This window comes from Paenarthrobacter sp. TYUT067, from assembly GCF_023656375.1.
Lineage (GTDB): Bacteria > Actinomycetota > Actinomycetes > Actinomycetales > Micrococcaceae > Arthrobacter.
This window is the reverse complement of record NZ_JAMOIT010000031.1, coordinates 25,078-41,741: the sequence shown is the minus strand read 5'-3', so window position 1 is coordinate 41,741 and position 16,664 is coordinate 25,078. Positions and strand designations below refer to the sequence as shown.

Genomic DNA, 16,664 nt, shown 5'->3' with positions numbered 1-16,664 from the left:
CCGTGAGACCGGCCGGCCGTTCGTTTCCAGCCTGTGTGGCTGACAAGAACTACTGTGCCGGGCCCGGATCAAGAACAAATCCTGCATACCCGCAACACTTCCTCAGGAAAACCTCAAGACTCCCGCAGCCCAATACAACCCAGCCCAGTCCAGCCCAACCCAGCCGGACCCCGGGCAATCTACGCACGTCGGGATAGCCCATCGAACCCCATGTGCAACACTTCTTGATGCACATGAACGGCCAATGGAAGGGTGGGACTCATGCCAATGTGGTTGCAGGCCTTGATGTGGGGAACACTTGCCGGTGGCGCTTTGGTCCTCGGAGCGGGCATAGCGTGGATCTGGAAAGTGCCGGCCAAAATCGTGTCCACGGTGATGGCATTCGGCGCCGGCGTCCTGATCTCTGCATTGTCGTTCGAACTTGTGGATGAAGCCGTTGAGGGCGGCGGACTGATCCCCACCATCTTTGGCTTCCTTTTGGGAGCGGTGATCTTTGTGGGCTCCAACGTCTTGCTGGCCCGGGCTGGAGCCAAGCATCGGAAACGTTCCGGTGGACCTCAGCCCTCGGAGAAGGACTCCCCGGGAAGCGGCACGGCCATCGCAGTAGGGGCACTTATTGACGGCATCCCGGAATCAGTGGTCCTTGGTGTTGGCCTTCTCGCCGGCGGAGCAGTGAGTCCGGCCATGCTCGCCGCCGTCTTCATATCCAACGTCCCGGAAGGCCTCTCCAGCACAGCAGGCATGAAGAAGGCCGGACGCAGCCCCGCCTACGTCTTTGGCACCTGGGCCGGCATTGCAGTGTTCAGCGGGCTTGCTGCCCTGCTGGGATACACCGCCTTGGAAAATGCACCGGAGAGCGTGATCGCGTTTATCACGGCCATTGCCGCTGGCGGAATCCTCGCCATGCTCGCGGACACCATGATTCCCGAGGCCTTCGAGGAGCACCATAATCTGACCGGGCTAACGGCCGCCGTGGGATTCCTGAGTGCGTTCACGATTCATCACGTCGGCGGCTAAACACCGGCCGGGTTGGCTCCACGTCACTTGGGCGGGGACACAGGAACTACGGCAGCAGCCCAATCAGGGGCAAGGCGACCGCCGTCGAGATTGCCATGGCGGCCGTGTTGCCGATGACGGGATGGAAGCCGGTGGGCAGCCGCGCGGAAATCGCCTTTGCTATCGGCGGTGCCAGGATGGCACCTATCACGGCACCACCCACCATTCCCTGCGAGGAGCCGCCGTACGCGAGGACTGCCGCCGGGGCAACCGACACAACGGACGCGTAGGTGGCCGCCCATCCGCCCTCGCGGTACCAGCCCCGCCACAGCGTGACACCGATGGCCGAGGTCAGTGCCTGGGCAAACAGTATGTGCGGCAGCAGGCCGGTCCCGTACGACGGCAGTCCCGGGTTCAGGACAAATGCCGCGGCCACAGCAAGGATTACACCGGCGCCGGCGAGCTCGTTGGCGAAGAAATGAGTTTCCGTGAAGTCCTTGAGGACCCGCCGCGCAGCCCAAACGGCGTCGGCGGGAACGCGCCGGTTGAGGCTCGACGGCGGCAGCTCCGCTTGCGTGGCAGGGCGAACCTCCCGAGCCTCCCGCAGGACAAGCCACGGCAGACGCCGGGCTATCAGGAATGAGATGACCGAGCCCACTGACATGGCGAGCACGCTTGCCACCACAGCCGGCAGGGCAAGCGGGGCTGAAACAGTGGGGATAAACAGCAACGCCAACGGTGTGGTGGTAGCTGCACCCAGGATCGCTCCGGTGATGCAGGTCCGCCAACCAGCCCCGTACAGCAGGACCATAGCGGGAGCGACGCAAACGAACGGAACGAACGTTGGCTGCCACCCGTCGTCGAGCACCCAACCGAACACCAGGTTGGACAGCAACAAACTCATCGAAGCGGAAGCCAAAACCCAGGGCCACAGCCCGGAATCGTAGCTAAGTGTGCCGACCCACTTCACACCGCGGCGGCCAACGCACCACGCTAACGCGGCACCCGTGAGCAGTCCGACCGCTCCGAGATCGGACTTGTAGAACAGCGGCTCGGTCATGTCACCGAGGAACCAGCGCACCGCGGCCAGAGCGGAACCGATGGTTTCCTGCGCCCAGCCGGCGTAACCGGGACCCACTCGCGGAGAATGCTCCGCGAGCATGTGGAGGAGGAGTGCGATCACGCCGATGAGTGCCACCATTCCGAAGGCTCCCAGAGCGGTGCCGGCCGCGGAGCGCTCGGGGCTGCGCTCGGGGCTGCGTTCGGCGTTGCCTTCGGGCGTCGGTCCCGGCGAATGTTGCGACTGCGGGAGGGCGTTGTCGGCTGCGAAAGAGTGCGTCATTGGTGGCCCTATGCGTGCGGATTGGCGTGGCTCTGAGCAGCGTAGCGGACCTCCGGATGCGAGCTGCAGCCACGGCGCTACGGGGGATTTGTGACCGGCAGCGGGCACGTATCAATCCGTCAGTCGTCCAACGCCATCAACCCGCTCACCCTTAGTGGGTGATCTTTCTACCCATTCGATACCGATCCACCGAAGGCACGCGCGCTGGGGGCGCGGGCGAATCGAGAATGGTGGTGTGGTCCAGCCGGGGAGCGAATCCCCAGCCGGAGGACGGCGGTCCAGCCCCGGGCCGAACGAACGATGGGAAGACACCATGAGCTTTTTGGAATCGTTGTGGAGCATCATTGTTGCGTTTTTCTTTGTTGCCTATTTGATCCTCCTCTTTCAGATCATCTCCGATCTTCTCCGCGATAAAGCCCTGAGTGGTGGCGTAAAAGCATTGTGGATCCTATGCCTGTTCGTGGCTCCTTTCATCTCCGCATTGATCTACGTGATCATGCGTGGAAAGGGCATGGCTCTGCGTAGTGAGATTCGGGTCAGGGAATCGGTGGAAGAGGCGGAGAACTACATCCGCGACGTCGCCGGAGCCCCCTCCCCCACCCAACAAATCGAAGCGGCCAAAGCGCTGCTTGCCGCTGGAGACATTAACGAAGCCGAGTACGCTCGCCTCAAGGAGATCGCTTTGGCCTGACCCAGGCTACGGTCTGCTCTTCACGTACAGCCGAAAGGGACCGCATGACGCGATTGAAGGCATTCCCCCTGTTGGAAGGCGGACCGTTCCGCTTCGGCCTCATCGCGGCGCTCGGTGTACTGGTAGCCCTGGCTTTGGGCTCCGCAGTCATCACATTGCGGTATTCGCTGACCTTGATCTTTGCCGCATTGTTCATCTCCCTGGGCCTCTATCCCCTGGTTCGTTGGCTGGAACGGTGGAAATTCTCCCGCGGCGGCGCAGTCCTTGCCGTGGCGGTTGGCTTCCTGCTGCTGGTGGCCGTGCTGATACGGTTCATCGTCCCCATCCTGGTGGAGGAAGGCGCAGCGCTGGTCAGTTTGCTGCCATCTAGTTTCGAAGCAGTCAGTGAACAGGAATGGTTCCTGGAATTTAACGGAACCTTAGGAGGAGCGCTGACCCCGCTCTTGGAGTGGCTGGAAACCTCGGCGGCGGATCCCAATGTTTGGCTCGCCATTGGCGGGGGTGCCGTGCAGGTGGGCTACAACGTGGTGAATGGCACCTTCGCCGTAATTTTTGTTGTTGTCCTGACCCTCTATTTTGTGGCTGGGCACGAAATGATGAAAGCCAGCCTTTACTCCCTGGTTCCCGCATCACGACGGGAATCATTCGCGGAGATAACCGACACAATTGTTGCTTCGGTGGGTAAATACCTCAGCGGCATGTCCATCCTTGCGTTGTTCAATGCGATCTTCACCTTCATTCTCCTGTCTGTTGCAGGAGTCAGGTACGCGGCGGTCCTCGCCGTCCTGGCGTTCCCCATCACCCTCATACCTTTGGTGGGCAGCGCCATCAGCACGTCAATCATTACCGTGGTGTCACTTTTCACCTCTCCCTCGACGGCCCTTGTGGTCTTCCTCGTCATGCTGGCGTACATGCAAGTGGAAGCCTACGTGCTCACCCCACGCATAGTGGGAAAGGCGATCAGCATCCCAGGCTCCCTGGTCCTCATTGGCGCGATGGTGGGCGGGACGCTCCTGGGCCTGCTGGGGGCGCTGATAGCTTGCCCCACCACGGCCTCTATTCTGCTGATCATCAAAAAGGTGGTCATACCGCAGCAGAACGCCAAGTAGCGCGGCATGCAAGGACTACTGAACGACGCCGATGCTGTCGCCTGGATCTTGTTGGCGCTCCACATTGTGCTCGGATCAATCGCGGCAGTGATGGTCTCCGCAAACAGGCGGCCGTCCTCTGCCATTGCCTGGGTGCTGGCGATCATCTTCATCCCCTACTTGGGAATGGTGGCATTCCTGCTGGTGGGCCGCGGCAAACTTCCCAAGGCCAGGCGCGATAAGCAGCGCGCCGTCAACGAGCTCATGCTGGCACGGACGCCTGGCCTCTCAGCAGTGAGCCACAGTGAGGACTGGCCCGCCTGGCTGCGCTCCGCCGTCGAACTTAACCTCCGGCTGGGCGCGCTGCCCATGGTGGGCGGCAACCGGGCCGAATTACTGGAGGACTACAAGGGATGTTTTGATCGCATGATCGAGGACATCGATGCCGCCACGGAGTACGTGCACGTGGAGTTCTACATCTTGGCGTTGGACCCCACAACTGAGCCGTTCTTCGAGGCCATGGCCAGGGCTTGCCGGCGGGGAGTTCCGGTCCGCGTCCTCTTCGACCATTTGGCAGCGGTCCGCGACCCCACGTATCGGGACATGCTGAGCGCTTTTGATGGGATGGGCGCCGAATGGCATGCCATGCTCCCCTTGCGTCCTTTCAAAGGACAGTGGCAGCGCCCGGATCTGCGCAATCATCGCAAGCTGGTGGTAGTGGACGGCAGCGTGGGATACACGGGCTCGCAAAACCTCATTGATGCGTCCTATAACAAGAAAAGCAACATCAAGCGGGGCCTCCAATGGCACGAATTGATGGTGCGGTTGGAAGGCCCCGTGGTGCGGGAACTGGACGCAGTGTTCGTCACTGACTGGTACAGCGAATCCGAGACACTGCTGCCGTTGGACACTTCGCCGGTGGTCCTTGGTTCCGCACCCGAGCTCATCGACGCACAGGTCCTTCCCAGTGGCCCCAGCTTCGACAATGACAACAACCTCAAGCTCTACACCACACTCATCTACAAGGCCGAGCACCGCGTCAGCATCACCAGCCCATACTTCGTACCGGACGAGGCCATCCAGTTGGCCATCATCACAGCAGCCTCCCGTGGCCTCAACGTGGAGCTCTTCGTCTCGGAAGTGGGCGACCAAGCCATGGTCTACCACGCACAGCGTTCCTACTACGAGGTTCTACTGCGGGCAGGCGTCCGAATTTACCTGTACAAGGCACCGCAAGTCCTGCATGCCAAGCACTTCACCGTGGACTACGACGTCGCTGTGATCGGCTCGAGCAATATGGATGTCCGATCCTTCAGCCTCAACATGGAAGTTTCCGTACTGGTTCATGGACGCTCAATAGTCGACCAAATGCGGGCAGTCGAGGACAGCTACCGCGCGGCCAGCACGGAGTTGCTGCTGGAGGATTGGCTCCGCCGGCCAGTAGGCCACAAGGCACTGGATAACCTGGCGCGGTTGACGTCCTCGCTTCAGTAACGTGGCTTGGTTAGTCATCCAACTGCAGATACCAGGTCACTCCAGCGCTGATGGCCCGGCCCAGAAGCAATGAGAACGCTATGGCAATCACCACGGCGAACTCAGTGGAAAGCCCGGGCAGGAGCCCGGAGAGGGCACCAATACCCACGGAGTATGCGGACCACACGATGCCTGCCACCACCGAATACAGGACGAACCTCCCCCGTGGAACCGGGGTGATCGCGCTGGCCACGTTCATGGTCAGCCGCCCCATAGGCACGAACCTGGACGTCAGGACCCACGAGGCCGCATGCTTGGCCAAGCGTTCCCGGGATGCGTGCAGAGCCTTCTGGGGGCGGGGACCCTGAAGCATCCTCCAGTTGGCCATATCCCGGCGACGGACCAATTCGTAGGCGCCCACGTCGCCGGCCACGGCACCGGCGAGCATGGCTGCGAACAACAGGAACGCGTTGGGGAGGTTATCCGTGGCCGCGAGCGCACCCAAGGCCACGAACAATGACGTCGTGGGAATCGGCGGGAAGATGGCCGAGAGCGCAACAAAGATCGCCCCAAGCGGGTAGACCCACCCGGAGTCCGCGGCACTCATGATGTCCTTGAAAAACTGCATGGTGAAACCCCTCTCGCGGGCCTTCTCCAAGCGTCTCACGGCCGCCAAGATCATCCTTACGTCCCATGGCCGCCACGCGGATCGTCTATACCGGGTGAATCCTCGAAGCCCCGCCCCTACACTGAAGGTGTGGACGACCTAGGTGGTACCCGCCCGGACCTCTTAAGCCCGAAGCCAACTGCGGTCCCACGGCCGCCCTTGGCATTGATGGCACGCCCCCGACTCGTGGCCAAGCTTGATTGCACGGCCAGCACCGTGCTGATCTGCGCCCCCGCAGGGTACGGAAAAACAGTGCTCTTGAGCCAGTGGCTGGACGGTCAGTTGCACGACGTCGCGTGGCTCGGCCCCGACCAACACAACAGGGAAGCCCTATGGCCCGCCATATTGGGGGCGCTCCGGCGATGCCCTGCCGTTCCACCGGGCGCTTTGGAGCAATTTTCCGGAGCCGAAGACTGTGCTGTGGACGTCCTGGGAGATCTTGCCCAAGTACTGACTGCATCCGGCACCACCATTCGTCTGGTGATCGACGGCGTGGACGGCTTTGCTCCGGTTGAACGAGATTACTGGATACCCGCATTGCTCAACCAAGCGGGCCTGCCCCTTCAACTGGCCCTCGCTTTCCGGGACAGCTCTGCGGTTGACCCGGGACCTGCCCGGCTGAGCGGACGCGTCATTGAGTTGGGCGCGAAAGACCTGGCTTTCACTGTGAACGACATCAACGTACTGGCAGCAAGGACAACCACCCTGGTGGGGGTGCAGCAACTGCCTGAGCTTTTCAGGCAGACCCAGGGGTGGCCGGCCTGTGTGGTCCTCGCCTTGCGTTATCTTCGCGAGGCTGCCAATCCGGACGCCGCTCTGGGAGACCTCGCTGCCAACGACCGGCAGCTCTCCGATTACCTGGACCACCAGATCCTCAGTGCTCTTTCCCGTGAGGAACGGCATGTACTGTCCAGTTCCAGCGTGTGCCGCGAGGTGGTTGCGGCACAGGCCAACATCCTTGCTGGCAACACGAACGCCGGCTGCATCCTCTCGCGCCTGGCCGATGACAAGGGAATCGTTGAGTCGTCAGGCATCGGGCGGAATGTCTTCCTGGTCCACCCTCTGATCCGCGGCTATTTCAAAACCAGGCTGGCCCGGAAGCACCCCGACGAACTACTGCGCTTCAGCCGGATTGCTGCGCGGTGGCATGAGTGTGCCGGCGAGCCTGTTGCGGCGCTCAGGCACGCCATGGACTCCGCGGACAATGATCTGATCATCGACGTCCTTGAACGGCATGGCGCGGCGCTCTTGGGGTCGGGTGAAGTGGTGCACGTCCGCCGTGCGATTGCTGCTTTGCCTGACGCCCTCTTCGCTGTGAATCCCAAACTCTGCGTGGTTGCCGCACTGGCCTATGTTGAAAGCCGTCAGCCCACCACCGCTACCCGTTATTTAGCTGCGGCTAACCGGCATCGGACTGCCGACCCTCCTGCCGAACTCCGAGAGCTGCAGGCTCTGGCAAAAGCGCGACTTTCCTGGTTCAGCGACGCGTGGGAGAGCCATGACCCGCAGGCCACCGTGGATCACGCTGCGCTCCGTTTCTCGGGGCACAGCGACGTCCGTATCGAGGCGAGGATGGTTACGGTCACTGCCGCGTTGGTGGAAGGCAGCTATGGGATTGCCGAGAACGAAGCTTCCGCAGCCCTCATCGAAGCCAGCGAGGCAGGCAACGCTTACCTCGCCGGCAAGGTCTATCTCAAACTGGCAGCCATGTATTCGCTGCAAGGCCAGCTCCGCCGTGCCGGTGAAGTTCTGCGGCTCTCAGAGGAAAAGCTGCCGAGACAACTGTGGACGGCCGGCGCCGGAAGGTCTGCTGGCGCACTCATGCATGCCTCGGCCGCGCTCCTCCGTGCTGAACCGAACAAGGCCCTGCAGTTTGCCGCGGCAGGCCTTTCCGAACTCGGACAACTCGGGTCTTCCTCCACGGGAGTCGGGGGTGCCATGCGAGCCACGCTGGAGATCATTACAGCATGCGCGCACCTGGATTCCGGGAACAGGCGCAACGCCCTTGGCGACCTGCGGCAAGCCAGGCTGCGGATCAGCAGGGACCATGTCTTTGCCCGGCCGCTGGCTGCCAGCATCGCTGTGATAGAGCACACCGCTGCACTGGCATTTGGCCATGCCGACCAAGCCCGTGAGGTGTTGGAATGGGCGGAAGAGCGAATTCCAGGAACGGGTGAACTTTGCCTCCTGCGTGCTCAGGGGCCAGCCGGGATCAGCCGCTTCGACGCTGCTTCGGACCGCCTCAGGCCATTGCACGCCGGCACAATAACGCCGCTGCTGGAATGGACCAGGCTCCACGTGACCGTTCTGGAATGCTCCATGGCCCTACGAACCGGACGACGCACACTGGCCGGCAAACTCCTGGAAGAAGCCCTCCACACGGCAGCCGAACTGGACGTCCTCCGACCCCTGGCCATCGCTCCCCGGGAAGTGATGGACTTCCTGGTGGAAAGGGTAGGCGCCTATGGGCCGCGAGAGGCCCTGGCCCAGCGGCTGCTGACTTTACGGCCGCCCACTGACACCCGGCAAGCGCAGTCGTTGACTCCCCGGGAACGGGAGGTCCTCGCTCTCCTTCCATCGCATTTGTCGCAGGAACAGATGGCAGCGGAACTCCACTTGTCCGTGAACACGGTGAAGACTCACATTCGCATTATCTATTCGAAGCTGGGGGCCGGTTCACGGCATGACGCGGTGGCAGCGGCCTATAAGACCGGATATTTACCCTAGCCGTGACCTCGGAAAACGCCCATCACTCACCTGTTTGGGGTGACCCTGCGGCGGGAACACGGATCTAGTCTGAGAGAATGCTGGCCAAAGATCCTGCGGGTTACCGAAGGCACTCATGACAGACGTCGCCCTCACGTTGCTGGTGCTCGTCGTGGTGATTGCGGCGTTCGTGTGGAACCGCCTGCCGGTTGAGGTAGTGGCACTCGGAGCGGCCTTGGCCTTGTATGGCACCGGCATTGTGGGGTTGGACGATACGTTTGCCGGTTTCGGGAGCGGGACCGTGGTGTTGATTGCGGCGCTGTTCGTGGTGGCGGAGGCCATTGATGCCGCAGGCGTTACTACGTGGTTGGGAAGCCTGCTCATCAGGTTTTCGGGGACGAGCCGGACCCGGCTGATGGTGTTGATGATGGTTCTTACGGCCCTATTAACGGCACTCATCAGTGTCAATGGGGCAGTTGCCGCGCTGCTTCCCATGGTGGTTGTGCTGGCGGTTCGCCTGGGCAGGCGGCCTTCCGAGCTGTTGATGCCCATGGCCTTTGCCGCTCACGCGGGTTCACTGCTGATCCTGACCGGTTCACCGGTGAACATCCTCATTCTCAATGCGGCGCTGGACACTACCGGAACGGGGATCGGGTTCTTCGAGTTCGGGCTGGTGGGGCTTCCGCTGTTGTTGGGAACCATCGGTTTGACCCTTTGGCTGGGGCCACGGCTTTTGCCCACCAGGACCCCTGAGGCACTCCCAAAGGATCTGGGTTCCCATGGTGTGACGCTCATGAACCATTATCTGGATGGCGATGGGTTGAGCCGGCTCAGCATCCCCGCCGGCTCGGCCTTGGTGGGCCAGCCGGTTGCGTGTCTTCAGGACGAGCACGACGGCGGTCATCTCCACCTCATCAGCGTTCAGGACCCGGCCGGCAAGCCGTCCGAGAGCGATGTGTTCGAAGGGGGCGATGAGATTGTGGTGCGAGGGGGACAGCAAACCATCAACGCCCTTGCCGCCCGGTATGGCCTGAAACAAGACGACGACGCGACGTGCGGGCTCATCAGCAGCAGCTACGGAGTAGCCGAGGTGGTGGTCGCACCCCGTTCGGACCTCGTTGGCACGGAGGCTTACCCCGGCATGGTCACCGAAAGCGGCGACCTGGTGGTGCTGGCCCACCATCATCCGGGCGAGCCGGAATCGTCGGGACGCACTCTCATCACCGCCGGAGACAGGCTGCTTCTGCAGGGAACCTGGTCTGCCTTGGACCAGCACACAGTGGATCACAACGTCTTGCTGGTGGACTCGCCGGATACCATCCGCAGGCAGACCGTCCCGTTGGGGCCCCGCGCCACACCGGCGCTGATCGTCGTCGGCGTCATGGTTGTCCTGTTGGCCACCAATCTCGTCCCTGCGCCGGTCGCCGCGCTCCTGGCCGCGCTGGCCATGGTGGTACTCCGCGTGGTAACTGTTCAGCAGGCCCACCGTTCCATGGCGTGGACCACGCTCATCCTGGTGGCAGGAATGATCCCGTTGTCCACGGCGATCACCTCGACGGGCACTGCGGAGATCCTGGCTGAAGGCATGGTGTCCGTAGTGGGAGATGGCGGCCCGTTGTTGTTGCTGGTGGGACTGTTCGTGGTCACCGCCGTCCTGGGGCAGTTGATCAGCAACACGGCCACGGCGCTGATCATCATCCCCATTGCCCTGTCCGTGGCGCAGGAGTCCTCCATCAACCCCTACGCAGTGCTGATGTGTGTGTCGGTGGCGTCCTCCGCTGCCTTACTGACGCCGGTGGCGACTCCGGCCAACATGATGATCATGCAACCGGCAGGCTATCGGTTCGGCGACTACTGGAAGTTCGGGCTGGCGATCATGGCCCTCTACGCAGCTGTGGCCATCCTGTTGGTGCCCGTGATCTGGCCGCTTCAGAACTAGCACCAATAAACCCATGCAACCAACAGAGCACACCAGGAGCAAGACATGGCCAGTGAGCGCACCACCAAAGAAACCCCACCACCCGTCAAGGCGGCTTCCTGGCTGCCCCTGATCGTGGTGGTCCTCACCCAGATCCAGGCATCGTTCGCCGTCAACGCTTTGACGGTTTCAATGCAAGGCATCACTACCGACCTGGACACTGCGGCTACATCCGTGGGCACTGCCATCACTGCCGGAACGTTTTCAATGGCGGCCTTCATCCTGTTGGGAGCGAAGCTGGGCGCGCGGTTCGGAACGCGCAAGGTGTTCCAGATCGCCGTGGCCATCCATGCGGCCGCCATGGCGGGTGTGGCACTGAGTCTCAGTCCCGCAATGCTGTTCATTGCCCAGGCTTCTTCAGGCGCGGTGATTGCACTGATCGCACCGGCCCTCACGGTCTTCATCGCCACCAATTACAAGGACCAGCAACAAGCCAAAGCCATCGGGCTCCTGGCCGCGGCCATCCCGGCAGCGGGTGTTTTGGCGCTGCTCATTGCCGGCTGGTTCGCAACCACCATCGGCTGGCGTTACTCGTTCGGACTCATGGTGGTCCTTGGTGCCATCAACCTGCTGCTGAGTTTCAGGCTCAAGACTGTCCCGGCGCAACCGAACCTGAAGATCGACTGGACGGGGTCGATCATCGCCGCGGTGGCCGTCATTCTGCTGAGCTTCGGTTTCAGCGGCCTGTCCTCCTGGGGTACGTGGTTCGCCACCAGCCAGGCACCCTTCGAGATCCTCGGCCTCTCACCCGCGCCACTCCTGATCATCCTGGGGCTCATCATGTGCCAGGTGTTCTTCACGTGGATCAGGAAGCGCCAGGATGCCAAGCTTCCGCGGATCTTCGACCTCAGGGTGCTCGCTTCCAGTTCCGAGCTCGCAGTCACGGCGTGCATGGCCATCATGCTGTTTGTTGGTACGGCCGCAAACTTCCTGATCCCCCTGTATATACAGATCGTTCAGGGCCGTTCCAGCATTGAGACCTCGTTTTCGATCATCCCTTACACCCTGTCGATCTTCCTCGCGAGCACCTTTGTGGCTTTCCTGTACGACAAATTCCCGCCACGTGTCATCGCCCAGGGCGGCTTCGTGGTGGTGGCCGGCGCACTCATCCTGCTCGCCTTCACCATCCGCAATGACTGGGGTCAGATCTTCGTGGTGCTGGGGCTGATTCTGCTGGGACTTGGCCAAGGCGCAATCGTCGCCTTGGTGTTCAACACGCTGCTCAGCGCGGTTCCCCGCGAGTTGGCCGGCGACGTCGGAGCTTGGCGCGGGCTGGTCCATAACCTCTCCGGCAGTGTGGGCATCGCGGTGGCGAGCGCGTTCGCCGTCGGAATGTTGTCCAGCCTGATAGCCAGCGGCGCCGCCGCGCATCCGGAGGTGTCCCAGGAGTTGATCTACAAGGTGAACATCAACGAGGCCGATTTCATGACCAATGCCCAAGTTGAAGGCGTCATCGGCGACCGGGTCAGCAGTCCCGCCGAGTTGGAGGCCGCGATCGAAGTCAATGAGGAAGCTCGCCTTCGGGCCCTGCAGATCTCCCTCCTCGGGTTGTCCGGGCTTGCCTTGCTGGCGATTGTCCCGGCAGGCCGCATGCCCGGACGCATGAAGGGTGACCTCCCTGAGCAACTCGAACCGGACGATCCGGATGCCATCCCGGAACCCGGCCTCCCGGCGGACCAAGCGGTTATGGCGCATCCCACCACTACAGCGGCGCAAGGCACCACGGCGGCTCAAACCACTACAGCGGCTCAAACCACTACAGAACAGGCGAAACGGTGAATCACGAACCCTACAAACTCATCCCTGAAGGTTTCACGGCTGTCCCGTCCCTTGAGGCCGACGAACCGGAGCTGCACTTCGTGGACGGCTTTGGCCAGCTGGATGCCCTTGCCGTGGTTGTCCCCTCCGAGGGTGAGGTTCCGGCGTCCGTCGGACTGCACCGGGAAACCTTGGAAAGTGCGGGCTTCGACGGCAAACCCGGAACCACGCTGCAGTTGGCAAACGCCTCGGGCACGCTGGTGGTTGCGGTCGGCGGCGGCAAACCCGGCTCATTGGACGCTGACGGCTGGCGGAAGGCCGCCGCGGCGTTGGTTCGCGCCACGCAGCGCCACGCGCGGATTGGATTTGAGCTTTCCGATACTGCGGGAATCGATGCCGAGCACCTGGGGCAGGTTTTGGCCGAGGGCGTGCTGCTGGCCCGCTACCGCTACGACACACTAAAGAGCAAGGCCAAGCCAACGGCTCTGAGCGAGGTGCAGTTCCTCGCCCCGGGCGTAGACACAGCCGCAGCGGAACGGGGGCTGACCACGGGTCGGGTGAAGGTCCGCGCCACCAACATAGCCCGCGATTTGTGCAATGCACCGCCGAGCCACCTGACGGCTGCGGGTTTGGGCGAGGTGTCGCAGGAGCTTGCCAATCGGTTCGGTTTCACGGTGGAGGAGTTCAACAAGCAACAACTCATCGACCTCAGGTGCGGCGGCCTGCTCGGCGTCAATGCCGGCAGCGCCCAAGAGCCCCGCATGATCAAGCTCAGCTACCGACCGGAGGGATCGCCAACAGGACACCTCGGATTGGTGGGCAAGGGCATCATGTACGACTCCGGCGGCGTCAGCCTGAAACCGAGCGACCCCATGCACCTGCTCATGAAAATGGACATGGGCGGGGCGGCAGCGGTCTTGGCCGTTTTCACCGCTCTCCGTGACCTCGGCTGCAAGGCCGCCGTTACCGGGTTTCTGATGTGCACGGACAATATGCCCTCCGGTTCGGCGTACAAGTTAGGAGATGTCCTCACCACCCGCAGCGGCCTCACCATCGAGGTGAAGAATACCGACGCCGAAGGTCGCCTCGTGATGTGCGATGCCATGACGCTGGCGGTGGAGGACGACGTGGACGGCATTGTGGATATAGCCACCCTCACCGGCGCCGCACTGATGTCCTTGGGGCAGCTCACCGCTCCGGTGTTCGGGAACGATCAACGCCTGGTGGACCTGGTGCTTGAGTCCGGGAGCCGTGCTGACGAGCAGGTGTGGCAGCTTCCCCTGGAGCGGGCCTACCGTCCCCAGCTGGATTCCGACGTTGCTGATATCTCCAATCTGGGCGGACCCTACGCGGGGTCCACCACAGCTGCGCTGTTCTTGGCCGAGTTCGTTGGGGAGACCCCTTGGGCGCACATCGACATTGCCGGCACCATGCAGTCGGACAAGGACGACTTGTGGAGAAGCAAAGGTGCCACTGGCTTCGGCGCCCGCCTCTTGATCGACCTGGCCCTCGGCTACCCGGCGGGGTGAGGTGCGGAGGGCAGCAAAGAGGCCCCCCACTGCAGAACGTGCAGCGGCGGGGCCTCTTGGGCTTGGGCAGTTACGCCTTCTTGCGCGTGAACAGTCCCCAGATGATGAGGACCAGCAGTGCGCCACCGATTGCCAGCAGCCACGTGGAAAGCGACCAGAACTCGTTGATGCCCACCTTGAAGAGTGCGCTGCCGATCCAACCACCCAGCACGGCGCCAACGACGCCAAGGAGGATGGTGGTGATCCAGCCGCCGCCCTGCTTACCGGGCATGATGGCCTTTGCGATGGCGCCGGCAATCAAACCCAAGACGATCCAACCAATGATTCCCATTTTTCATTCTCTCTTTCCTGAAGGAGGCCCCAGTTCGGCACGGGGACGTGTGCCGCTATCTGCCTGATTGTTTGGCTACCAGCTGAGGCGTCGGAGCATGCCGACGGTTTGGCTGGCAGACGGCCTGCTGGCAGGGCGGGGATCAGTCATGGCGTGAAGCACCATGGACCAGCGCCGCCGCACCGTGCCGGGAATTCGGGGTTCCCCAAGAGTCCTTGCCACCATGGACTCCAAGGGTGTGCCTGGGAACGCTTTGGTCCCGGTCAGGCATTCGAGCGCAACCAAACCCAGTGAGTAGATGTCGCTGGCGGTGGTGGATGCTTCGCCGCACACCTCCTCGGGGCTGAGGTAGTGAGGTGTGCCCGAAGAAGAGTTGGGCGCCGCGTGGCGTCCGTTGAGCGCGATTCCGAAGTCGGTCAGTTTCGCAATTCCCGGCCCTTGCGGGTCGGAAGCGAAGTCCACCAGGATATTGCCGGGTTTGATGTCATTGTGGACGATTCCCCTGCGATGAACGTGGGCCAAGGCACGGGCAATGTCCGTCATCCAGGCAGCCGTTTGTTCAGGGGAAGCCGGGTTATGGTGCATGATCCCGCGCAAATCCTTGCCGCCCACCAGCTCCAGCACCACGTAACTGCGGCTTTCCTGATGGTGGATTCCTGCGTCGCGGGAGTCTCCCGAGTCCAAGACCCTGACAATGTTTTTGTGCCGCAGCCGTCCGTGGATTTCCAGCTCTCGCCGGAAAGGGGCGTTATCCGCTGAATCCGTGGACCTGAAAATCTTGACCGCAACCGCTTTGCCGGTAGCCAGGTCCCAGGCCTCATTGACGTAAGCCTCCGAGCCTCCGCCCAGTTGGGTGCCGAGCCGGTAGCGGCCTCCAAGGACCACGTCCGGTTGGCTGTCACTTGAGGCTACGGCGATTGCGGCGGGAGTCCCGGCGACGATGCTCGTGGACGTTGCTGTTGCGACTGCCGTGGTTGATGTTTCCCTCTTAGCGGCGCGTTCGGTACAGACGGCCCCGCGATCAGCGCGGACGGCCGCCCGTTCAAGGAGCGTCACTTGAGGAGGAGGTCGACTTCGGTGACCGGGACTCCGGTCACCTCGGCCAGAGCGCGAGGGTCGACACCGGCGTCGACCGCTTTTTTGAACGCCAGCTCCAGCGTGTTCTGCGCAATTGCCAGTTCATGCTGCAGGCTCTGGCGGCGGAGAGCCGCGATCCAGACGCCACTCACGGGGTCCAAAGCGTCGATGTCCATGCGGAAGCCGCACCCGCAGGCCCATTCTGGCCAGATCGGCTCCACTGCGACCCACTGCATGGAGTCGTAGGATGGTCCGGCGGAGATTGCCATATGCGAACCGCAGTGCACGGGTCCACTGGGAATTGTCTGTTCCGTGACGGTATCCACGGTGTTTTCAGCCACTGGTTTAGAACTTGGTTCACGCAGCGCGACTGTCATCGTTCTCTCCCACACATTCCCTAGTAAGTAGCTTGGCTATCTAGTTATATGTGTACTTACTACTTAATGTCCAGTCCGGATTATTTGGCCACGCTGTCTATGGCTCCGCGCATTCGCCGCAGGAAGTCCACCACTACTGCCGATTCCTCGGGATCCAGGGTCTCGGCGACCTCCATCATCCGGGCATGCATGTCACCCAGGGTGCTACGAACTTCCTGATCGGACCCGGGTGTGGGCTTGAGAATAAGGGCGCGCCGATCAGTTGGATGCGGCTCACGGGTGACGTAGCCGGAACGGACCAAGCGGTCCACCAGGGACGTCATGGAGGCAGACGTCATCCCCAAACGCACCGTCAGCTCCTTGGGGCCCACGTCCCTTCCAGCGCGCTCGGCCTCCAGCAGATACCTCAATGCCATGAGGTCCGTCTCACCCATGCCCATGGCCGCCTGGGTTCGACGACGCATGTCAGCCTCGGCCGTGCGATAGTCCCTCAGTGCATTCAACACGTCAACAGCACCCATCCGCTTGCGGCTTTCCAGCCCGTACCAATAGCCCTGACGTTCACTTTTGTCGCTCATCACCGGTCCTTTGGTAGACATGTATCTAGATTGTCTAAGCAATTGATACTAAGTGATTTGCCCGGGCGGCGCT

General features: G+C 62.2%; 14 protein-coding genes. 8 read left to right on the top strand and 6 right to left on the bottom strand.

Going from position 1 to position 16,664, the window contains the following annotated elements; genetic code table 11:
* Nucleotides 1–261: 261 nt before the first annotated feature.
* Nucleotides 262–1,017 (top strand): ZIP family metal transporter, encoded by a 756-nt coding sequence (locus MOD31_RS20935; protein ID WP_142937486.1) that lies wholly within the window; start codon nucleotides 262–264, stop codon nucleotides 1,015–1,017.
* A gap of 46 nt (nucleotides 1,018–1,063) precedes the next feature.
* Here the strand turns inward: MOD31_RS20935 and MOD31_RS20930 are convergent, their stop codons facing one another.
* Nucleotides 1,064–2,338, bottom strand: coding sequence for a hypothetical protein (locus tag MOD31_RS20930; protein WP_250821587.1), 1,275 nt, complete (start codon nucleotides 2,336–2,338; stop codon nucleotides 1,064–1,066).
* Nucleotides 2,339–2,651: 313 nt separating this feature from the next.
* Here MOD31_RS20930 and MOD31_RS20925 point away from each other — a divergent pair, with 313 nt between their 5' ends.
* From MOD31_RS20925 to cls, 3 genes are read left to right on the top strand one after another with little or no spacing between them, the layout of a single operon-like run.
* A complete protein-coding gene (locus MOD31_RS20925; protein ID WP_142937484.1) occupies nucleotides 2,652–3,029 on the top strand; it encodes a PLDc N-terminal domain-containing protein in 378 nt (125 codons plus the stop codon).
* Nucleotides 3,030–3,073: 44 nt separating this feature from the next.
* Nucleotides 3,074–4,138, top strand: a complete 1,065-nt coding sequence (locus MOD31_RS20920) for an AI-2E family transporter (protein WP_250821586.1) — start codon at nucleotides 3,074–3,076, stop codon at nucleotides 4,136–4,138.
* A gap of 6 nt (nucleotides 4,139–4,144) precedes the next feature.
* The gene (gene cls, locus MOD31_RS20915; RefSeq protein WP_223941210.1) at nucleotides 4,145–5,611 is read left to right on the top strand and encodes a cardiolipin synthase; all 1,467 of its coding nucleotides are present in this window, start codon (nucleotides 4,145–4,147) and stop codon (nucleotides 5,609–5,611) included.
* A 10-nt stretch (nucleotides 5,612–5,621) separates the two neighbouring features.
* Here the strand turns inward: cls and MOD31_RS20910 are convergent, their stop codons facing one another.
* Nucleotides 5,622–6,218, bottom strand: a complete 597-nt coding sequence (locus MOD31_RS20910; protein WP_165450157.1) for a DedA family protein — start codon at nucleotides 6,216–6,218, stop codon at nucleotides 5,622–5,624.
* Between the two features lie 207 nt (nucleotides 6,219–6,425).
* On the opposite strand from MOD31_RS20910, the gene MOD31_RS20905 reads away from it, so the two are divergent.
* The 4 genes from MOD31_RS20905 (at nucleotide 6,426) to MOD31_RS20890 (ending at nucleotide 14,228) form a co-directional block, all read left to right on the top strand.
* On the top strand, nucleotides 6,426–8,984 hold the full coding sequence (locus MOD31_RS20905) for a LuxR C-terminal-related transcriptional regulator (protein ID WP_250821585.1): 2,559 nt from the start codon (nucleotides 6,426–6,428) through the stop codon (nucleotides 8,982–8,984).
* A 115-nt stretch (nucleotides 8,985–9,099) separates the two neighbouring features.
* Nucleotides 9,100–10,902: an SLC13 family permease gene (locus MOD31_RS20900; RefSeq protein ID WP_250821584.1), complete on the top strand. Its 1,803-nt coding sequence runs from the start codon at nucleotides 9,100–9,102 to the stop codon at nucleotides 10,900–10,902.
* A 45-nt stretch (nucleotides 10,903–10,947) separates the two neighbouring features.
* On the top strand, nucleotides 10,948–12,720 hold the full coding sequence (locus MOD31_RS20895; RefSeq protein WP_250821583.1) for an MFS transporter: 1,773 nt from the start codon (nucleotides 10,948–10,950) through the stop codon (nucleotides 12,718–12,720).
* A complete protein-coding gene (locus tag MOD31_RS20890; protein ID WP_250821582.1) occupies nucleotides 12,717–14,228 on the top strand; it encodes a leucyl aminopeptidase in 1,512 nt (503 codons plus the stop codon). Before MOD31_RS20895 ends, MOD31_RS20890 begins: the two co-directional genes overlap by 4 nt.
* 70 nt (nucleotides 14,229–14,298) lie before the next feature.
* Here MOD31_RS20890 and MOD31_RS20885 read toward each other — a convergent pair whose 3' ends face one another.
* From MOD31_RS20885 to MOD31_RS20870, 4 genes are all read right to left on the bottom strand, one after another.
* The gene (locus tag MOD31_RS20885) at nucleotides 14,299–14,559 is read right to left on the bottom strand and encodes a GlsB/YeaQ/YmgE family stress response membrane protein (RefSeq protein ID WP_142937478.1); all 261 of its coding nucleotides are present in this window, start codon (nucleotides 14,557–14,559) and stop codon (nucleotides 14,299–14,301) included.
* Between the two features lie 75 nt (nucleotides 14,560–14,634).
* Nucleotides 14,635–15,615: a serine/threonine-protein kinase gene (locus MOD31_RS20880; protein ID WP_250821581.1), complete on the bottom strand. Its 981-nt coding sequence runs from the start codon at nucleotides 15,613–15,615 to the stop codon at nucleotides 14,635–14,637.
* Nucleotides 15,612–15,977, bottom strand: a complete 366-nt coding sequence (locus MOD31_RS20875) for a hypothetical protein (protein ID WP_223941216.1) — start codon at nucleotides 15,975–15,977, stop codon at nucleotides 15,612–15,614. Before MOD31_RS20875 ends, MOD31_RS20880 begins: the two co-directional genes overlap by 4 nt.
* 116 nt (nucleotides 15,978–16,093) lie before the next feature.
* Nucleotides 16,094–16,591, bottom strand: coding sequence for a MarR family winged helix-turn-helix transcriptional regulator (locus tag MOD31_RS20870; RefSeq protein ID WP_223941217.1), 498 nt, complete (start codon nucleotides 16,589–16,591; stop codon nucleotides 16,094–16,096).
* Between the last annotated feature and the right edge of the window lie 73 nt (nucleotides 16,592–16,664).